The sequence below is a fragment of the Mesorhizobium sp. WSM4828 genome, assembly GCF_055811175.1.
Window position 1 is genome coordinate 13,658 of the sequence record NZ_JBVVQK010000045.1, and the last position, 17,673, is coordinate 31,330.

The window sequence follows — 17,673 nt, forward strand, 5'->3', positions numbered from 1 at the left end:
TTCACAGTCCATTACTTACTGGGCCGCAACGCGCATCCGATCTTCGTCCAAGCGCCGGTGCTCCGACTCGCGCTTTACCGTTTCGAGATCGGACTGGACCATTTCTTGGACCATTGTGGCCAACGAGGTGGTTGCCTTCCATCCGAGAACACGCTCCGCTTTCGCAGGGTCGCCGAGCAGAAGCTCAACTTCGGTCGGTCTGAAATAACGCGGATCTACTTCGACCAGAACGGTGCCTGATTTTGCATCAATGCCTTTTTCATTGATGCCGGATCCAACCCATCGAACCTCGATTCCGACCTCGTTAAATGCAAGCTCGACAAAACGGCGGACCGAATTCTTTACGCCGGTTGCAAGGACATAGTCGTCGGGCACTTCATGCTGAAGAATTCGCCACATGCCCTTGACGTAGTCGCGGGCATGGCCCCAATCGCGTTCCGCCGATAAATTGCCAAGATAGAGCTTGTCCTGAAGGCCCAGGCTTATCGCGGCGGCCGCGCGCGTGATCTTGCGGGTGACAAACGTCTCGCCGCGCATAGGACTTTCATGATTGAACAGGATGCCATTGGAAGCATGGATATCGTAGGCTTCGCGGTAATTCACGGTGATCCAGTAGGCATAGATCTTTGCAGCCGCATAGGGCGAGCGGGGATAAAAGGGCGTCGTCTCTCGCTGTGGGATCTCCTGCACCTTGCCGTAGAGCTCGGACGTCGATGCCTGATAGAAACGGGTCTTTTTTGACAGGCCAAGCAGCCGGATGGCTTCGAGCAGCCGCAATGTACCGATCGCATCGGCATTTGCCGTATATTCCGCGGTCTCGAAGCTCACCTGGACATGCGATTGTGCGGCAAGATTATAAATTTCGTCAGGTTGAACTTCCTGGACGATGCGGATGAGGTTGGTGGCGTCGGTCATATCGCCATAGTGAAGCGACAGCCTTACGTTCTTTTCATGCGGATCCTGGTAAAGATTGTCGATACGGCCGGTATTGAACGACGACGACCGCCGCTTGATGCCGTGGACATCATAGCCCTTTGCCAAAAGAAGTTCCGCCAGATAGGCGCCGTCCTGGCCGGTGATGCCGGTGATGAGCGCGGTCTTCCTAGTCATTGTGCTTTCTCCGAGGTCGATACGACGGTATTTTCAACGCTGATCAGCGCAACTTTAGACGTTGCAAATACCCATTTTCAAAACAGCTGATGGCTATCCTCATCCCGCGAAGCTCGTGAGCGGCGGCTTGGCTATGTCGACTAGCGATCTTTACCGCATTGTCAACGCGCGCCAAATCCCGTGAGCATGGTTCGGATGGTACGAAACACAATCAGCACGTCGAGCCAAGGGGAGAAATTCTTGATGTAGTAGAAGTCATAGTGAAGTTTTTCCAGAACATCGTCGACGGCCGCAACATGGCCCTGGTTGACCTGCGCCCATCCGGTAATTCCGGGACGAACGATGTGCCGATACCGATAAAACGGCAGCTCCGCTTCGTACCATTGCGACAGTACGAGTGCTTCGGGCCGCGGTCCGATCCAGCTCATCTCGCCGCGAAGGATGTTGAAGGCCTGCGGCAACTCGTCGATCCTGGATTTTCTCAAGAGTTGCCCCAAGCGGGTGATCCGTGAATCGCCGGCCTTGGTGATGGCCGCTTCCTTCTCGTCGACAACTGTGTCGCTGAGTTTCATCGTTCGAAATTTGTAGACCTCGTACGGACGGCCTCTATAGCCCATTCGCTTTTGTTTAAATAGCGCAGGTCCAGGTGAATCGATCTTTACGGCAATCGCCACGAACAGCAGCAATGGCGAGAGAACGAGAAGCACAAACGATGCGGAAGCCCAGTCTGTTGCCTGCTTCACCTTGAGGTAAGCCTGATTTGGATTCAAGGATCCCAATGTATTTTCAGACAGATGCTCGATCTCTACCCTGCCAGTGAGCGACTCACTGATTTGCTTGACGTGATAGACCGGTGTTCCCGAAAGCGCGCGGTCGGCAATATAGCGCTCCCACTCACCTGAAAGGTCGGCCCGGAGATCGGCGACCACACCCGTCGCGTACTCGACGACCGTGTCAGGCGAATGAATTCTGTGCCAGTTAACGCCCGGTATGCTCTCCAGTCTGTTGACGTCTCCGCCAGGAATTATCGCCAGCCGGTGTGCGTCGAGCCGCCGGGTGGCCAAGCTCAAACCGAAATACCACAACGTCGACTGGACGAAACTCGCTGCCGCCTGGAACCGGCTGTAGTCCATCCGAAAAAAGAAGATGGTTGCAAATACAATTCCGTATGTCAGCGCGAAGGTCGGAAGAATGTAGCCAGTCGCCGCGACGCCGGGAAAGTTGCCGATGCGCTTATAAAACAGGTAACCGGCAGTGTGAGCAATAAACGCAGCCACAATTGTGACCTGCATGTTGGAGGAGAAGATCGCGCCGAAGCCAAACGACATCCGAATTAGCGCGGGAATCAAAATAGCGAACGTCAACCCACCAAGGAGCTGGAAACGCATGCGAAGCAGGAGATGTCTCGCCTTAGGCAGATTTATCGTGGAAGTGCTCAAGTGAATCCCGTGAACTCGATCGATCAGAGCTTTATCTCCGCTCCTTTGACGACATGTCGTCCGCTCTTCCGACGCTGGTGTAGGCAATGCCTTCCTTTCGCACGTCCTCGCCGCGATAGATGTTTCGCAGGTCGACCATCACCGGCGTCGCCATGAGTGCACGGAGCCGCTTCAGATCCAGTGACCGAAACGCGTTCCACTCGGTGACGATGACGATCGCGTGCGCGCCGTCGGCCACCGCGTAGGCGCTTTCCCCGAATTCAATGCCCTCGATCATTTTGCGCGCCTGCTCCATGCCGACCGGATCATAGGCCTTGATCAAAGCGCCTGCATCCTGGAGTGCCTGAATGATGGCCAATGAGGGGGCATCGCGCATGTCGTCGGTGTTCGGCTTGAACGTAAGGCCAAGGATACCGACAGTCTTGCCGCGCACAGAGCCGCCGCAGGCCTCAACCACCTTGCGCGCCATCGCCCGCTTGCGCTGGTCGTTTATCGAGACCGTCGTTTCAATCAGCCGTACCGGGCTTGCCGCGTCCTGCGCGGTCTTGACCAGTGCCAGCGTATCTTTCGGGAAACAGGAGCCGCCATAGCCCGGCCCGGCATGAAGAAACTTTGCGCCGATACGGTTGTCCATGCCGATGCCGCGCGCGACGTCCTGCACATCGGCTCCCAACCGCTCGCAGAGATCGGCAATTTCGTTGATGAAGGTGATCTTCATGGCCAGAAACGCGTTGCCGGCATATTTGGTGAGTTCAGCCGTACGCCGGCTCGTATAGAATATCGGCGCGACATTCAACGAGAGCGGGCGGTAGATCTCGGCCATGACCGCCTTGGCCCGTTCTGCATCGGTCCCGACGATGATGCGGTCGGGCCGCTTGAAATCCTCGATGGCCGATCCTTCGCGAAGAAATTCCGGATTGGAGACCACCGCAAAATCGGCGGCCGGATTTTGCTCGCGGATGATCCGTTCGACCTCGTCGCCGGTACCGACAGGGACGGTCGATTTCGTCACCACGACCGTAAATCCTTTGAGCGCCCGACCGACTTCGGCGGCCGCATCGTAGACGAAGGACAGATCGGCGTGCCCATCGCCACGCCGCGACGGCGTGCCCACGGCGATGAAGACGACATCCGATTGCGAAACCGCATCGGCCAGATTGTCGTCGAAACGCAAGCGACCTTGCGCGGTGTTCGTGGTTACGAGGTCGTCGAGCCCTGGCTCGTAGATCGGTATCTTGCCGAGTTTGAGCATGGCAAGCTTTTCCGCATCACGATCGACGCAGCAGACCTGATGGCCAAAGTCGGCGAAGCAGGCGCCCGAGACGAGCCCTACATAGCCGGCACCAATCATTGTTATCCGCATATCGCGTACTCTCATCAGCGCCGACGAGACGATCTCGTCAGACAGCGCCTGGTCCCACCGAAGAACGGCTACCGCACTCCCGGGTGAAAACCCGAGAGCCGATCCTACAGCAATTTGCATCGCCTCGCCGCACCTCGATGCTTAGGACTATGCGATGGCGACGAGATCCCTGGTATCGAGGTCGACAGGTATCTCGCCATTCATGATGGCAACCAGAACCCGAGCCCTTCCGGCTGGATCGAGCTGGTCAAGGCGACCGATCATGTCCGCGAACGGGCCGGAAAGGATCCGAACCGAAGCACCGGCTGCGAGGCCGCCACTGAAGTCGAGCAGGCCTTGCCTGCCGGTCAACGCAATGAAGCGCTCTACCAGACCGGAGGGGACAGGCAAAGGCCGGTCCCCTTGCATGACGAGGGAACGCACACCGAAGGTTCCGTTGATCGAGCGCCAACGTTGCGACGCGACGTCAAGGGCGATGAACATATAACCGGGAAAATAAGCCGCAACTCGTGTTTCGAGCCGCCGGGCATGACGCACGGTTTTCTCGCAGCGCGGCACAAAGGGCTGGAATCCCTGGATCCGGAGATGCCGCTCGGCGACATGCTCCTTTCCAGGAAAGACGCTGGCCGCATACCAGCGCGTTGCCGGCGCGGCGGTCGGCTCAGGCGACAGGGCTGTAGCCTTACTCGTTATTTTTTCCGCGCTACTCACGTGTCTTCCTTCGGCGGTCGGCGGCATGATCTTAGGTCAACGGTTACGACAGTGTGTGGATACCAACAAGCAACCAAGCCACTAGAGTCAAGGCGGTTGGGTTAAGAATTTCCTACACATTGTCCAGAAATTTAGCTGTGCCTAAATAATCATCGAGCCGCTTTCTTTTTCAGCTGACTGAGATGCTATGTCGAGCAATTTATTTCCATACGTAGGTGCTTGGTTACGCTGGTCGTGACGAATCGCCCGTCGGTTCTGGTACTTAGTCCGTCGACTTGAAGCTAGTGTGACGGGCTCGCCGAGTCATGGGGTTCAGCCAACAACATAGTGACAGCGATGCAACGTGCAGTGATGTTCTGACTTCGGTTCCGCTCGACCGGCTTCACGACTGCTTCAGCAGCGACCAGACAGCCGGCACCAGGCTCGCGGCCAGCGCTATCTTGATCAGATCGCCGACTATGAAGGGCACCACCCCGAACTGCCAGGATTTTTCCGGGCCGATCAACAGCGCCAGCCACGCAAAGCCCATTGCCATCATGACGATCTCGGCCACCAGCATGGCATTGAAGAGCTTGATCGGATGGCGATCCCAGCCACGGTCGGCAGCCCAGCCGACGATCGCCGCCATGACGACGAAGCCGGCTAGATAACCGCCGGTCGAACCGAGCATGTAAGCGATACCGATGCCCTTTTCGGGCGTGCTCTGGAAGACCGGAAGGCCCAACGCGCCCTCTGCCATGTAGAGAAGCAGCGTGGCGACGCCAAGGCGCATGCCGAAGGAGGCAGCGATCAGGAAGACGGCGAGCGTCTGCATCGAGATGTCCACCGGTCCGAGCATGACCTTGGTCCTGGCAGACAAGATCAGCAGCAGCGTTCCGGCGATCGCCAGCAAAAGCTGTCCTGCCAGCCGGGCCGTGCCCTTTTCAGGCAAAGCGAGAGAAATGAGCGGACGCATCGTCGTTGCAGTTGCCATGGTCTTCCCCGTTCCGGATTGCCGCCGAACGCGGCCTTGCGTTTTCCTATATTGGCTTCCGTGCTATGCGGCAATCGGTTTTGCCCTCGCCCCAAAAAAGGTAGCGACGTTCGCATGGCGCTGAAATTCGATACACGCTTCGATCTGGCCTTCGGCCAGGGCGTAGCCGTTGCGCCTGGTATTCAACGCGTCACCGCCAGGAACCCAAGCCCATTCACCTTTCACGGAACCAATAGCTATATCGTCGGGCGCGAGACGCTGGCGGTGATCGATCCCGGACCGGATGACGAGGCACATCTTCGAACACTGCTCGAAACGATCGGGACCAGGCCGGTCAGCCATATCTTCATCAGCCACACCCATCGCGACCATTCGCCGCTGGCGGCGCGGTTGAAGCAGCATACGGGTGCGGTGGTTCTGGCAGAGGGCCGGCATCGCCCGGCGCGGCCGTTGCGTACCGGCGAGGTCAATCCGCTCGATGCCAGCGCCGACACAGACTTTGTTCCTGATATCGCGCTGCCGGACGATATGGTGATCGACGGCGACGGCTGGGCGATCCGGACGGTGCTGACGCCCGGCCATACCGCCAATCACGCGGCCTTCGCGCTGGAGGGAACCGGCATCCTTTTCTCAGCCGATCACGTCATGGCGTGGGCAACCACGATCGTCGCGCCGCCGGATGGCGCGATGGCCGACTACATGACATCGCTCGACCGGCTGATCGAACGTGACGACCGGCTGCTGCTGCCAGGTCATGGTGGGCCGGTGACCGAGCCGCGCAGCTTCATGGGCGGATTGAAAACGCATCGCAAAATGCGCGAACGGGCAATTCTGGAGCGGATCAACAGCGGCGACCGGACAATCAAGGACATGGTGGAGGCGATCTATCGAGACACCGACCCGCGCCTGCATGGCGCGGCCGGCCTGTCGGTGCTTGCCCACCTGGAAGACTTGGTGGCGCGCGGCTTGGTCCACACCGATGGCGCGCCGGCTATCGACGGAATCTATTCGCCGGCAAAGTAGTACCCTTCCGATATCATTCCGCCGGCGCCACGCCCACCTGGCCGGCGACTTCCTGGTCGAGTTCTGCAAGAAAATCGGTGATGCGCGCTGCATTGTCGCCAAGGTCGTGGCGGCCGTAACGCGAGGCCGAGCGCATATCGACGATGACCGCATCGCCGTCGTCGGTCACACGGATGGCGACATCGGCGGGAAGGCCAAGCAGCAAGCTCTTGGCCAGCGCATCGACCGTCACGTCGCTTTGCCCTGCTGCCGCTGGAAACGGCGCCATGAGCTGCCAGCCGCGCCGATCCAGCACGGTTTTGACCGCCTCCAGAACGCGATCGAAAGGCAAGGTGTAGCTGCGCCCGGTAACAAGCGGATAAGCTTCGATTTGCAGGCGCTGCTCGCCGGGTGTCGGCGGCAAAAGCTCGTTCATGTCCTTTGTCCGGGTAGAAATATCGAGTGCCGGCGGGTCGTCGAAATCCGTCGAGATGTCGCGCAGCGGCGGATAGGTCGCCGCCCAATAGGCCGCGACAGCGTAAGGGACGAGCACCAGAAGCGCCAGCAAGGCTCCGGCGGTCAGGTCTTGGCCGCCACGATCACCGAAGTTCCACAATCGCGCAAAGGCAAACCCGGCAAACAAAAGCGCAAACGCGGCCAGCAAGGCGACAATGCCAAGCACCCATAGGAAAGCTTGGGTCTCGACGAGGTCATAGCGATGGCCGACGAGAGCGGTTAGCAGCAGGACTGCCGAAAACGCGCCGGCGCGCCGCGACCAACCGGCAGCCCTCGACGTTTGTCGCTCGGGAATTCCCGTCATTGTTTTCCGCGCTGCCCCAACCCGAACAAAGGCATAGTGCCTTTCAGCGGCGGCTTGAAGGCGCAAAGACGCCGCATCTGCGGTCAATCCGTCGGCAGGTGATAGTCCCGGAACTGGTGGCGCAAGGTAATCTTCTGGATCTTGCCGGCAGCGGTGTGTGGGATTTCGCCGACAAAGGCGACGTCGTCCGGCATCCACCACTTCGCCACCTTGCCGTCCATGAAAGCGAGAATATCCGTCTTGGTCGGCTCCCTACCCGGCTTGCGCACGACCACGAGCAAAGGCCGCTCGCCCCATTTCGAATGCGGAATGCCGATGGCGGCGGCCTCCGCCACATCGGGGTGGCCGACCGCCAGGTTCTCGAGCTCGATGGTCGAGATCCATTCGCCGCCCGACTTGATCACATCCTTAGCGCGGTCGGTGATCTGCATATAGCCTCCGGGGTCGATATGCGCGACGTCACCGGTATCGAACCAGCCGTCTTGATCGAACTGTTCGGATCCGATGCCGCCATAATAGGCGCGCGCGACGGCCGGCCCGCGGACCTTGAGCCGGCCGAAGGTCTTGCCGTCCCATGGCAGTTCGCTGCCGGCGTCGTCCGTCACCTTCATTTCGATCCCGAACGGTGTAAAGCCTTGTTTCTGCTGGACGCCGAGGCGGGCCTCGCCCTTCAGCCCGGCGTAATCCGGCTTCAGGGTGCAAAGCGTGCCGAGCGGCGACATCTCGGTCATGCCCCAGGCGTGGACGACCTGGACATCGTAACTGTCCTGGAACTTCGTCGTGAGCGCGCGTGGACAGGACGAGCCGCCGATGACGACTTTCTGCAGATAGGGCAGTTTCTTGCCGGTCTCTTCCAGATGCTGGAGGAGCATCATCCACACCGTCGGCACGGCCGCGCTGAAGGTCACCTGCTCGGTGTCGAGCAGCTCGTAGATCGAAGCGCCATCCATCTTGCTGCCGGGCATGACCAGTTTGGCGCCGACCATCGGCGCGCTCTGGGCAAGGCCCCAGGCATTGGCGTGAAACATCGGCACGACCGGTAGTATGGTATCGCGCGACGACATGCCCATGGCGTCGGGCATCGCGGCGATCATGGCGTGCAGCACGTTCGAACGATGGCTGTAGAGGACGCCTTTCGGATCGCCTGTCGTGCCCGAGGTGTAGCACATACCGGCGGCGGTGTTTTCGTCGAATGTCTTCCAGGCGAAGTTGCCGGCGGCTTCAGCAAGCCATTCTTCGTAGGCAACCACATTGGGCAGCGCAGTCTCCGGCAAATGCGCGTTGTCGGTCAGCACGACAACCTGCTTCAGCGACTTGACCGCGCCGGCGATCTTTTCAAGCAGCGGCAGGAAGGTCAGGTCGACGAAGATCGCCTTGTCCCCGGCATTGTTCATGATCCAGGTGATCTGCTCTGGAAAGAGCCGCGGGTTGAGCGTGTGATAGATGGCGCCGACACCCATGATGCCGTACCAGGCCTCGATGTGGCGCGCGGTGTTCCAGGCCAGGGTCGCGATGCGGTCGCCAAGCCCGAAACCGTCACGCTCGAGCCGCTCGGCGACCTTGAGGGCACGATCATGGATTTCCGCATATGTGCTGCGCACGATCGGCCCTTCGATCGAACGCGACACGATCTCGCGGCTGCCGTGCTGCCGCTCGGCATTGTCGATCAGTTTATGGCAAAGCAGTGGCCATTCCTGCATCAGCCCGAGCATCTTGTTCCTCCCGTTATTTTTTTCGCCATTGTGGAGCGAACCGGCGGATTGTCCAGTCAGGACCGGGCTGGAGCGGTGCATCGAGCCAAATGAGGCCGAATTCGCCACAATCCGGCCATGCTCGGCGTTAACGTTGATTAACGGGCGGGGCGGATTGGCGAATGAAAGAGGTTCGCATGGACGCGCAGCTCAACGACAAAGCCCTCGAAAATACGCTTGCCGAAAGTCTGGCCGATCTGGTGGCGGCCGATGTCGCGCAGGCCGATCTGGTGCCTGACGCCAAAGCCGTTTCCGAAGATGAATTCGTCGAGGTCGTCGGTGGCGCCCTTGAGGCGGTCGGAGGCACGCTCTTGTTCAAGATGTGCGTCGAGAACGAGGGCGAAAGCCAGCACGTCGCTGCCGCCTGCGTCGGCGACGGCGGCAGTCGCCAGTTCCTGCTGCTCACCTTGCCGACCAGCGGTGGTGCGCTGAAGGTCGAGACCACCTCGAAAAGCACCAATCCGGTGGCCGGCATTGCCGCCGCCTATGCCGGGTTGATGGACGCATTCCAGGCCGCCGCCTAGTTCTAGGCGAGGTATCGGAGGAAAGCGCAAGATTTCCCTTGCGGGCGACGCCCGCCAGGCGGCAGGCAGCTCTTGCTCAAGGCTCTTGCCGGACACATCTTGGGGTTGAGGCAAGGAGACCCGACATGGACCAGACTGCAAACTCGGCACCCGGCTTTCAACGCAATCCCGGCAAGGTCATCACCATCGAACCTTACAAGGGCACCGTGACGGTGCGCGCCGGCGATGTCGTCATCGCTTCGTCCAGCAAGGTCAAAGTGCTGACCGAATCGCCCTACCCCCCGGTTTTCTACATTCCGTTCGGCGACATCGACTTCAAACAGCTTGGCAAGACCGAACACTCGACCCATTGCCCCTATAAGGGCGATGCCAGCTATTGGAGCGTGCTGCCTGCCGGCGATGGAGGCAAGGATGCGATGTGGGCATATGAGCGGCCGTTCGACGAGATGGCCGATATCCGCGACCACGGCGCGTTCTATCCGAACAAGGTGACCATCGAGGCCACGCCCGACTGATCAGTCGGTGGTGCCTTCATCGCCGACGCCGTCGGCATCGTCGAGACGCACGAAGGTGAGGCCCTTGGCCTTCAGCGCCAGAAGTCCCTGCACCACGCCTTCGCCGGCCGCATGGGTCGGCTGGTTGATGTGAGCGATGATGACGTCGCCGTCCTTTGCTGCGGCAATGCGCCGGGCGGTCTCTTTTGCGCCGAGCAATGAGCCGCCATCGCCGTTGATTGAGAATCCGGCGATCTTGAAGCCAAGCTTGCGTATCATCGCGATTGCCGACGGACTGTATTCGGCGGTTGCGCCGCGAAACCATTTCGGTGCCGGTTCGCCGGTCACCGCAAGAGCGGCAGCACCCGATTCGACCTCGGCCAGCACGGCCTCCGGGCTGCCAGCACTGCGAATGCCGTAGATCTTTTGCGGCGTGTCGACGGCCGGGACATGGCGGCCGCCATGGTTTTCCAATTCAAACAGTTCGGGATGCGCCCGCATGATCTCGACGGCGGCGGCGTTGTGCTTCAGCCAGATGCCGGTGACGAAAATGGTGGCAGGAATCTTGTTTTCCACCAGCGCCGAGAGAATCCGTGTGTCGGTCCTTCCGCCGCACGCATCGAGCGTCAGCGCGACGCGGCCGCTGCCCGCCTCGGCCTTGATATGCAGCGTCGGTGCGACGAGCAACTGGGCGTTGCCAGGAGAAACAGCCCACAGCGATATCGCAATGGCGCAAAAAAACTTTTGGAACGGGCGCATCGATTATTTCCAGGTCGGCCGGATCAAAATTGAAGCGGCGACCCCAAGACCGCCATCAAGGCGGAAATCGGGACGATGCTCCTGCAAAAGCGTCGGCAGCGGCAATTTGACCGCCGGCCTGACCTTTGGCAAGCGCGAGGTCACAATGCGTGCTCCACGTCCTTAACCTTACGTGAAAGGATCGCGCGCACCGCGTCGACCACCGCTTTGACCTCAAGTCGCCAGACGCAGCAAGCCTTGCTCGGATCGGGACGGCGGCACAGGTCCCTGGCTATGCACTCGCAAGGCATGGAGGGCCGCGGCGTAACACTGGCCACGCCGACAGGGCCCCAGATGGCTGGGTCGGTCAGGCCGAACAGGCCGACAACCGGCGTTCCGACGGCGGCGGCCATGTGCATCGGGCCACTCTCGTTTCCCAGAAACAGGCGCGCCTGGCCAAGGACCGCCAGCAGCGTTGTCAGCGACAGCGCCCCGACCACGTTGACGACCGGCGAAGCGGCCTTGGCGACGATGCGCTCGGCAGATGCCCGTTCATCGGAGCCGCCGACAAGCAGGAAGTCCAACCCGGTCTGCCGCGAGATCTCGTCGATCGCCAGCGCAAAACGTTCCGGCTGCCATTGCCGCCCCCGGAAGCTCGCTCCTGCATGAATGGCTATGAAGGCGTTACGCCGAAGATGATGCCGGTCGAGAAGCGCCGATGCCTTGGCGGTCTCCAGCGGCAGCGGCTCAATCTTTGGGACCGGCGCACGCAACTCCACGCCGAGCGCCTCAAGCGGCGAAAGATAGGGGTAGAGATAATGCTGGCCACCAAAGCCAAACGGTTTGGCCAGGACGTTGGCGGGCTGGCGTTCCAGCCAGCGCAAAGGTTTTTCGGGAGGATCATACCCGACGCGGGTCTTGGCGTTGACGAGCCTGACGATGTGCGTGAGGTTTTGGAATCGGCCAGGTCGATGGTCAGGTCAAACCGGAACCGGCGCAGAGCGCGCACCATCGAGTAAAGCTCGCGACCACGCTGCACAGGGGTGCCACGCATCCGTACGCGTCGGAACGCCACCACGTCCGACGCGATGCCATGAGCCAACAGGAAACTGGCAAAGTTCGCCTCGCAAAGGAACACGATCCTGGCCTTTGGATATTGGAGGCGCAGGTTTCTGGCGAGCGCGGAAGCGAGGACAAGATCGCCGATGAATTTCGTCTGGAGGATGAGAATCGAGCGGACGTGCGTGGGCGGGTTCTGCAACATCTGTTTCTGGCACCGGGGCGGGTTCGGGGGCCGGAAGCTGGGCAGAAACGATGTCGGGATTTGGAGCCGACACACGCACGTTCGCGTGAATTCGGTTACAAATCGGTAAGGTCAGATGCCGGCGGACTCCAACTCCTATCCGCGGCCGTTCTTTGCAACCTTCGCCCCCGACTACGCGGCAGATCTGTTCCAGATCGAGCGGATCAAAGTCGACGCGGCAATCCCAAAAGCGCCCTCAAAGCGCAAGGTCACAGTGCGTGCTTCGCGTCTTGAACGGGCACGTGAAGGATCACGTCCACCGTGCCAGCAATGATCAATCGTCGCACCCGCCCGCGGCACACTTTGTTGGAACACACATTTATATGAGACTGGTTATACGAGACTGGTCAAACGGGTCTTCACGAGAGACTATGCAACCCGAAGCTTCCGCCGTCGTGTGCGCGCCCAGGGATCATGCTGCATGACCCACTGGTTTACCGAGAGTTGCCCTGTGCCTGGCCTTGAGACTTCGACCACCAGACAAAATACAGCGAGCCCATCTTCATCACAGGCACGCGGCGGTCGCGTTCCCTGGCTCGCAACTCACGATAGGTCTTCATCTTCAGAGTGCCGCCCGGCAACCTGATACGCACTGCCATCGGTCCAACTCCCGTTGTGCAACGCAGCAATTTTCGTGCAATGCGGTAAGTAGAGACCTTCCGTTACGGAAGAGTCAACAGCTGCATCATCAACTTATTTTGCAAGCTGGCCTGCGGAGGTTGGGGCGGCTTTCCCAGGCGCATGCCAGGCCGAAAAAACTGATGCGTCACCCTGGCGACTGATCGTCAACCAGGCGCTGGCGGTTCGACCACCAGGTGAAATAAACCCGGCCGATCTTGACGACGGGTATGCGGCGGGCGCGCTCACGGTCGCGCAATTCGCGGTACACTTTCACCTTCAGCGTGCCGCCTGGCATTCTGATACGCACTGCCATCGCTTCCGCCGCCCCAAATTGTGCAATGCAGCATCAAAGACCTTCCGTGGCGGAAGAGTCAACGCCCGCCCGCCGACTTTTTCTGGGATTTGTCGAGCGGTCTCGGAAGTTTTGGCGCGCACGGCGGTTCCTGATCCTGCACGGAAACGTCATGCCCAGCCGGGATCGTTGGGTGCGGGGGCTATTTCCTGGGCGAGGATTTGTTGGGCGAGGATGGACGATCGGACATCCCGCTTGGCCACCAGATGACGAAGTAATTGCCGACCTGCCAAACCGGCACCTCGCGCTTCTGCTCGCGACGCCGCAGCTCGACCCTTTTCTTGATCTTCAAAGTCCCGCCTGGAAGCCTGATTCTTATTGTCACGTGTCCTCCGGTACCCGCTACAGGTACGAACGATAGACGGGAACGGTTTCATCCCGGCTAAGCAATTTCATCCAGGTCGAGCAATTTCGGGGCCGGTAAACGCAACGTGCCGGGCCGGCGCGAAATCGCCGGAACCGGCTTCATTTGAAGAAATCCGCAATGCCGTTGATGGCCAGCACCGCATAGACGATCGGTCCGGCGATGAACGCACAATAGAGGCAGAGGATCGCCGCCAGCACCGCGAGCAGCGGCTTGTCGCGACCGACGGCGCGGAGTTCGGACTTCACCGTCCAGCGCGCCGCAGCGGTTTGTTCATCATCAGACATGTGCACCATCCCGTCGCCAATTCACACGGCGGGTCGAAAACATCAACCTTCCTTGCCGCGCCAGGAATCCATTAGCCAGTGCTGCAAACAGGCTACCGACCCCAGAGATTGCAACGTTCGCCAAGTTCGGCCTCCGTCCGACATCTCCGGGCGGGATCTATTCACGTTCCGACTTTTGCAGCCTGCACCGCCGCTTGCGCGGCGGCCAGCCTGGCGATCGGCACCCGGTATGGCGAGCACGAGACGTAGTCAAGGCCGACCTTTTCGCAGAAATGGATCGAAGCCGGGTCGCCGCCATGTTCGCCGCAAATGCCGAGCTTGATGTCGGGTCGCGTCGCCCTGCCCTTCTCGGCCGCCATCCGCACCAGCTCGCCGACGCCCTCTATGTCGAGCGACACGAATGGATCCTGCTCGATGATACCTTTTTGCCGGTAGGTCTCGAGGAATGAGGCCGCGTCGTCGCGCGAGATACCGAACGTGGTCTGGGTCAAATCGTTGGTGCCGAAGGAGAAGAATTCGGCCGCCCCGGCGATGAGGTGGGCGCGGATCGCGGCACGCGGCAGTTCGATCATCGTACCCGTGAGGTAATCGATCTTGACGCCCGTCTCTTCCATGACGCTTTTGGCGACGGCATCAATGCGTGCCTTGACGAACTCGAGCTCCTTCACCAGCCCGACCAGCGGCACCATGATCTCCGGAACCACCAGCGCACCGGCCTTCCTGCCGGCCTCCACGGCCGCCTCGAAAATGGCGCGCGCCTGCATCTCGGCGATTTCGGGATAGGAGATGGCAAGCCGGCAGCCGCGATGGCCGAGCATCGGATTAAACTCGTGCAACGCTTCGGTGCGCCGCCGGAGCCTGTCCGGCGACACATTCATGGCGGCGGCGACCTCGGCCACCTCCTCCTCGGTCTTGGGCAGGAATTCGTGCAGCGGCGGATCGAGCAGGCGGATCGTCACCGGCAGCCCGGCCATGATCTCGAACAGTTCGAGGAAATCTGAGCGCTGCATCGGCAACAGCTTGGCCAGCGCCGTTCGCCGATCCTTTTCCGTATCGGCCAGGATCATCTCGCGCATGGCAACAATGCGGTCGCCGTCGAAGAACATGTGCTCGGTGCGGCAAAGACCAATGCCTTCGGCGCCGAAGGACCGCGCCATGCGCGCATCGAGCGGCGTCTCGGCATTGGTGCGCACCCTCATCCGGCGCGCGCCATCGGCCCATTCCATGATGGCGGCGAAATCGCCCGAGAGTTCCGGCTGCAGCATCGGCACGGCGCCCTTCAGCACCTGGCCGTTGCCGCCGTCGATGGTGATGATGTCGCCCTTGCGGAAGGTCGCCCCCATCGCCATCAGCGTGCCGGCCTTGTAGTCGACGCGTAGCGAGCCGGCGCCCGAAACGCAAGGCTTGCCCATGCCGCGCGCCACAACGGCAGCGTGGCTGGTCATGCCGCCGCGCGTCGTCAGGATGCCTTCGGCCGCATGCATGCCGTGGATGTCTTCGGGGCTGGTCTCGATGCGCACCAGGATCGCCTTGCGACCTTGAGTCTTGGCCTCCTCGGCCTCGTTCGATGAAAACACGATCTCGCCGGTGGCAGCACCTGGAGACGCCGGCAAGCCAACGCCGATGATGTCGCGCGCCGCCTTCGGATCGATCGTCGGATGTAGCAACTGGTCGAGCGAGGCCGGATCAATGCGGGCGACAGCCTCTTCCTTCGAAATCAGTCCATCCCTGGCCATGTCGACGGCAATCTTCAGCGCCGCCTTGGCGGTGCGCTTGCCGGACCTGGTCTGCAGCATCCACAATTTGCCGCGTTCGATGGTGAATTCGAGATCCTGCATGTCGCGGTAATGCTTTTCCAGGCGGTCGGAGATGCTGACGAAAGCCTGGAAGGCGTCCGGCATCAGCTTCTGCAGCGACGGCTTGTCGGAGCCGGCGGCAATGCGCGCCGCCTCGGTGATGTTCTGCGGCGTGCGGATGCCGGCAACGACATCCTCGCCCTGCGCGTTGACCAAGAACTCGCCATAGAGCTGTTTTTCGCCGGTCGAGGGGTTGCGGGTGAAGGCAACGCCGGTGGCCGAGGTGTCGCCCATATTGCCGAAGACCATGGCCTGGACGTTGACCGCCGTGCCCCAGCTTGCGGGAATGTCGTGCAGGCGCCGGTAGGTGATGGCGCGGTTATTCATCCAGCTGGAAAACACCGCGCCGATCGCGCCCCACAGCTGCTCGTTCGGATCCTGCGGAAACGGCTTTCCGAGCTCCTCCTCGACCTTGGCCTTGTAGAGCGCGATCACGCCTTGCCATTCGATGGCTGTCAGCTCGGTGTCGAGCTCATGGCCGAGGCCACCCTTCTGGTCTTCGAGGATCTCCTCGAACACCTCATGGTCGAGGCCCATGACGACGTCGGAATACATCTGGATGAAACGGCGATAGCTGTCATAGGCAAAGCGCGGATCGCCTGAATCGGCAGCCAAGGCTTCGACCGTCTCGTCGTTGAGGCCGAGATTGAGCACGGTGTCCATCATGCCGGGCATGGAAGCGCGGGCACCGGAGCGCACGGAGACCAAAAGCAGTTTCGACGGATCGCCGAAACGGCGCCCAGTCAGCCGGCCGATATGGTCGAGGGCAATCGAAACATCCGCTTCCAGCGAGGCCGGATAGGCGTGGCCGTTGGCGTAATAGGCGTTGCAGACTTCGGTGGTGATGGTGAAGCCCGGCGGCACCGGCAGGCCCAGGCTGCACATTTCGGCAAGGTTGGCGCCCTTGCCGCCGAGCAGATTGCGGTCGCCGGCACGGCCTTCCGCGGCGCCGTCGCCAAAGGTGTAGACCCATTTGGTCATGCTTGCTCCCCGGTTGCAGGAGATTGGAATGTTGGCAAATCGAGCGATATGGTGCTGCAGTGCGAAAGGCAAGGCATCGACCAAGCCGGCCGGCCTCTACAATCGATTAAGGAAAAGCTGCGCCGAAAAGACTTGCTTTTTGGAAAGCTTTGTTGTGGAACATAACATGAACAACTGGCAGGACGATGATAATGACCGGAAAGCTCGATTATCTGGAAATGCCGGCGACGGGCGGCACGCTGGACAGCGTGAAGGCTTTCTACAGCGCGGCTTTCTCGTGGTCGTTCACGGATTACGGGCCGACGTATTCAGCGTTTGCCGAAGGGCTTGACGGCGGTTTTCAGGGCTAATCCCGAGGAGGTGTCCGCGAGCCCCTCAAGCTGTTGGCGGCATTATGGCTAAGGCGACCTTCTGGTTCCCGGCTGTAGCCGGATCAGTCGTCCATTCAGGTGGCAATGAAGTGGCGGTCCAAAGGTGAATGGCCATGGCGTTGCTTAAAAAACCGACATATCGCGAACTGGCGGCCTGAGACATTGGATCGGTCTCTTGGTATCTTCGCCGTTGAGCTTTCCCTCGGCTCGGCTTATAAGGCCGCGCGCAGCGGGCACGTCCCGACTGATGGGGCGTCGCCAAGTGGTAAGGCATCGGTTTTTGGTACCGACATTCCCAGGTTCGAATCCTGGCGCCCCAGCCAAGGGCACATATGTACGGCCCGGAGACATGGGTAACAGTTTGTACCTAAGACATGGGTGACAGCTTCGTGCCGAACGGGTTGTCGATGGTCTGCAAGGTCCTCTGTTCCAAGTCGATATATCCCAGATCATAGTGCATGAAGGAGACGAGCCAAATGCCGTCGTCGACTTCGGTGATTCCGAGCCTCTGGCCGGCGAGCACGGTGGAGATGTTGATCTTCTTCCTGTGCATGCAGATGCGGCCGCAGGCGGTGACGAGAATGTCCTTGTCATGGAAGGGATATTCCAGCTC

Annotated in this window: 17 protein-coding genes, 1 tRNA gene and 2 pseudogenes; 6 read left to right on the forward strand and 14 right to left on the reverse strand. The window is 60.5% G+C overall.

Going from position 1 to position 17,673, the window contains the following annotated elements:
• Positions 1-15: 15 nt before the first annotated feature.
• Positions 16-1,056, reverse strand: a complete 1,041-nt coding sequence (gmd, locus tag AC0L2X_RS29840; RefSeq protein ID WP_473600929.1) for a GDP-mannose 4,6-dehydratase — start codon at positions 1,054-1,056, stop codon at positions 16-18.
• Here gmd and AC0L2X_RS29845 point away from each other — a divergent pair.
• Positions 952-1,200: a hypothetical protein gene (locus AC0L2X_RS29845; protein ID WP_473600932.1), complete on the forward strand. Its 249-nt coding sequence runs from the start codon at positions 952-954 to the stop codon at positions 1,198-1,200. The two genes, gmd and AC0L2X_RS29845, sit on opposite strands and share 105 nt — an antisense overlap.
• Positions 1,201-1,271: 71 nt before the next feature.
• On the opposite strand, the gene AC0L2X_RS29850 is transcribed toward AC0L2X_RS29845, so the two are convergent.
• The 4 genes from AC0L2X_RS29850 to AC0L2X_RS29865 all read right to left on the reverse strand — a co-directional run bounded on the left by AC0L2X_RS29850 (position 1,272) and on the right by AC0L2X_RS29865 (position 5,596).
• Positions 1,272-2,498 carry a sugar transferase gene (locus AC0L2X_RS29850; protein WP_473600915.1) on the reverse strand — a complete coding sequence of 409 codons (1,227 nt, stop codon included), beginning with the start codon at positions 2,496-2,498 and terminating at the stop codon, positions 1,272-1,274.
• An 82-nt stretch (positions 2,499-2,580) separates the two neighbouring features.
• Entirely contained in the window at positions 2,581-3,912 is a 1,332-nt protein-coding gene (locus AC0L2X_RS29855; RefSeq protein WP_473600930.1) for a UDP-glucose dehydrogenase family protein, read from the reverse strand.
• Between the two features lie 147 nt (positions 3,913-4,059).
• Positions 4,060-4,650, reverse strand: a complete 591-nt coding sequence (gene nusG, locus AC0L2X_RS29860; protein WP_473600916.1) for a transcription termination/antitermination protein NusG — start codon at positions 4,648-4,650, stop codon at positions 4,060-4,062.
• Between the two features lie 355 nt (positions 4,651-5,005).
• Entirely contained in the window at positions 5,006-5,596 is a 591-nt protein-coding gene (locus AC0L2X_RS29865) for a biotin transporter BioY (protein WP_473600917.1), read from the reverse strand.
• Positions 5,597-5,710: 114 nt separating this feature from the next.
• On the opposite strand from AC0L2X_RS29865, the gene AC0L2X_RS29870 reads away from it, so the two are divergent.
• Positions 5,711-6,619, forward strand: a complete 909-nt coding sequence (locus AC0L2X_RS29870; protein WP_473600918.1) for an MBL fold metallo-hydrolase — start codon at positions 5,711-5,713, stop codon at positions 6,617-6,619.
• Positions 6,620-6,632: 13 nt separating this feature from the next.
• Here AC0L2X_RS29870 and AC0L2X_RS29875 read toward each other — a convergent pair whose 3' ends face one another.
• Both AC0L2X_RS29875 and AC0L2X_RS29880 read right to left on the reverse strand, forming a co-directional pair.
• A complete protein-coding gene (locus AC0L2X_RS29875; RefSeq protein ID WP_473600919.1) occupies positions 6,633-7,418 on the reverse strand; it encodes a DUF1499 domain-containing protein in 786 nt (261 codons plus the stop codon).
• An 83-nt stretch (positions 7,419-7,501) separates the two neighbouring features.
• A complete protein-coding gene (locus AC0L2X_RS29880; protein ID WP_473600920.1) occupies positions 7,502-9,130 on the reverse strand; it encodes a fatty-acid--CoA ligase in 1,629 nt (542 codons plus the stop codon).
• Between the two features lie 176 nt (positions 9,131-9,306).
• Here AC0L2X_RS29880 and AC0L2X_RS29885 point away from each other — a divergent pair, with 176 nt between their 5' ends.
• Together AC0L2X_RS29885 and AC0L2X_RS29890 are read left to right on the forward strand one after the other, a co-directional pair.
• Entirely contained in the window at positions 9,307-9,693 is a 387-nt protein-coding gene (locus AC0L2X_RS29885) for a hypothetical protein (RefSeq protein WP_473600931.1), read from the forward strand.
• Between the two features lie 125 nt (positions 9,694-9,818).
• On the forward strand, positions 9,819-10,208 hold the full coding sequence (locus AC0L2X_RS29890; protein WP_473600921.1) for a DUF427 domain-containing protein: 390 nt from the start codon (positions 9,819-9,821) through the stop codon (positions 10,206-10,208).
• Here AC0L2X_RS29890 and AC0L2X_RS29895 read toward each other — a convergent pair whose 3' ends face one another.
• From AC0L2X_RS29895 to ppdK, 6 genes are all read right to left on the reverse strand, one after another.
• Positions 10,209-10,946, reverse strand: coding sequence for a polysaccharide deacetylase family protein (locus AC0L2X_RS29895; RefSeq protein WP_473600922.1), 738 nt, complete (start codon positions 10,944-10,946; stop codon positions 10,209-10,211). It abuts the gene before it with no gap.
• 140 nt (positions 10,947-11,086) lie between these two features.
• Entirely contained in the window at positions 11,087-11,809 is a 723-nt protein-coding gene (locus AC0L2X_RS29900; RefSeq protein ID WP_473600923.1) for a glycosyltransferase family 9 protein, read from the reverse strand.
• Positions 11,810-12,662: 853 nt separating this feature from the next.
• Positions 12,663-12,827, reverse strand: coding sequence for a hypothetical protein (locus AC0L2X_RS29905; RefSeq protein ID WP_473600924.1), 165 nt, complete (start codon positions 12,825-12,827; stop codon positions 12,663-12,665).
• Positions 12,828-12,994: 167 nt separating this feature from the next.
• Positions 12,995-13,162, reverse strand: coding sequence for a hypothetical protein (locus AC0L2X_RS29910; RefSeq protein ID WP_352564264.1), 168 nt, complete (start codon positions 13,160-13,162; stop codon positions 12,995-12,997).
• A gap of 504 nt (positions 13,163-13,666) precedes the next feature.
• A complete protein-coding gene (locus AC0L2X_RS29915; protein WP_473600925.1) occupies positions 13,667-13,852 on the reverse strand; it encodes a hypothetical protein in 186 nt (61 codons plus the stop codon).
• 161 nt (positions 13,853-14,013) lie between these two features.
• Positions 14,014-16,689: a pyruvate, phosphate dikinase gene (gene ppdK / locus AC0L2X_RS29920; protein WP_473600926.1), complete on the reverse strand. Its 2,676-nt coding sequence runs from the start codon at positions 16,687-16,689 to the stop codon at positions 14,014-14,016.
• A gap of 185 nt (positions 16,690-16,874) precedes the next feature.
• Here ppdK and AC0L2X_RS29925 point away from each other — a divergent pair.
• A pseudogene (locus AC0L2X_RS29925) lies at positions 16,875-17,033 on the forward strand (VOC family protein); the annotation flags it as partial.
• A 275-nt stretch (positions 17,034-17,308) separates the two neighbouring features.
• Positions 17,309-17,383: transfer RNA gene (locus tag AC0L2X_RS29930), tRNA-Gln, on the forward strand.
• 44 nt (positions 17,384-17,427) lie between these two features.
• Here the strand turns inward: AC0L2X_RS29930 and AC0L2X_RS29935 are convergent.
• A pseudogene (locus AC0L2X_RS29935) lies at positions 17,428-17,673 on the reverse strand (IS481 family transposase); the annotation flags it as partial.

Excerpts from the sequence above, each read along its gene's own strand:
- AC0L2X_RS29845 (WP_473600932.1), top strand. The coding sequence starts at position 952 with ATGCGGATCCTGGTAAAGATTGTCGATACGGCCGGTATTGAACGACGA.
- AC0L2X_RS29850 (WP_473600915.1), bottom strand. The coding sequence starts at position 2,498 with ATGCGTTTCCAGCTCCTTGGTGGGTTGACGTTCGCTATTTTGATTCCC.
- AC0L2X_RS29855 (WP_473600930.1), bottom strand. The coding sequence starts at position 3,912 with ATGCGGATAACAATGATTGGTGCCGGCTATGTAGGGCTCGTCTCGGGC.
- nusG (WP_473600916.1), bottom strand. The coding sequence starts at position 4,650 with ATGCCGCCGACCGCCGAAGGAAGACACGTGAGTAGCGCGGAAAAAATA.
- AC0L2X_RS29865 (WP_473600917.1), bottom strand. The coding sequence starts at position 5,596 with ATGGCAACTGCAACGACGATGCGTCCGCTCATTTCTCTCGCTTTGCCT.
- AC0L2X_RS29870 (WP_473600918.1), top strand. The coding sequence starts at position 5,711 with ATGGCGCTGAAATTCGATACACGCTTCGATCTGGCCTTCGGCCAGGGC.
- AC0L2X_RS29875 (WP_473600919.1), bottom strand. The coding sequence starts at position 7,418 with ATGACGGGAATTCCCGAGCGACAAACGTCGAGGGCTGCCGGTTGGTCG.
- AC0L2X_RS29880 (WP_473600920.1), bottom strand. The coding sequence starts at position 9,130 with ATGCTCGGGCTGATGCAGGAATGGCCACTGCTTTGCCATAAACTGATC.
- AC0L2X_RS29885 (WP_473600931.1), top strand. The coding sequence starts at position 9,307 with ATGGACGCGCAGCTCAACGACAAAGCCCTCGAAAATACGCTTGCCGAA.
- AC0L2X_RS29890 (WP_473600921.1), top strand. The coding sequence starts at position 9,819 with ATGGACCAGACTGCAAACTCGGCACCCGGCTTTCAACGCAATCCCGGC.
- AC0L2X_RS29895 (WP_473600922.1), bottom strand. The coding sequence starts at position 10,946 with ATGCGCCCGTTCCAAAAGTTTTTTTGCGCCATTGCGATATCGCTGTGG.
- AC0L2X_RS29905 (WP_473600924.1), bottom strand. The coding sequence starts at position 12,827 with ATGGCAGTGCGTATCAGGTTGCCGGGCGGCACTCTGAAGATGAAGACC.
- AC0L2X_RS29910 (WP_352564264.1), bottom strand. The coding sequence starts at position 13,162 with ATGGCAGTGCGTATCAGAATGCCAGGCGGCACGCTGAAGGTGAAAGTG.
- AC0L2X_RS29915 (WP_473600925.1), bottom strand. The coding sequence starts at position 13,852 with ATGTCTGATGATGAACAAACCGCTGCGGCGCGCTGGACGGTGAAGTCC.
- ppdK (WP_473600926.1), bottom strand. The coding sequence starts at position 16,689 with ATGACCAAATGGGTCTACACCTTTGGCGACGGCGCCGCGGAAGGCCGT.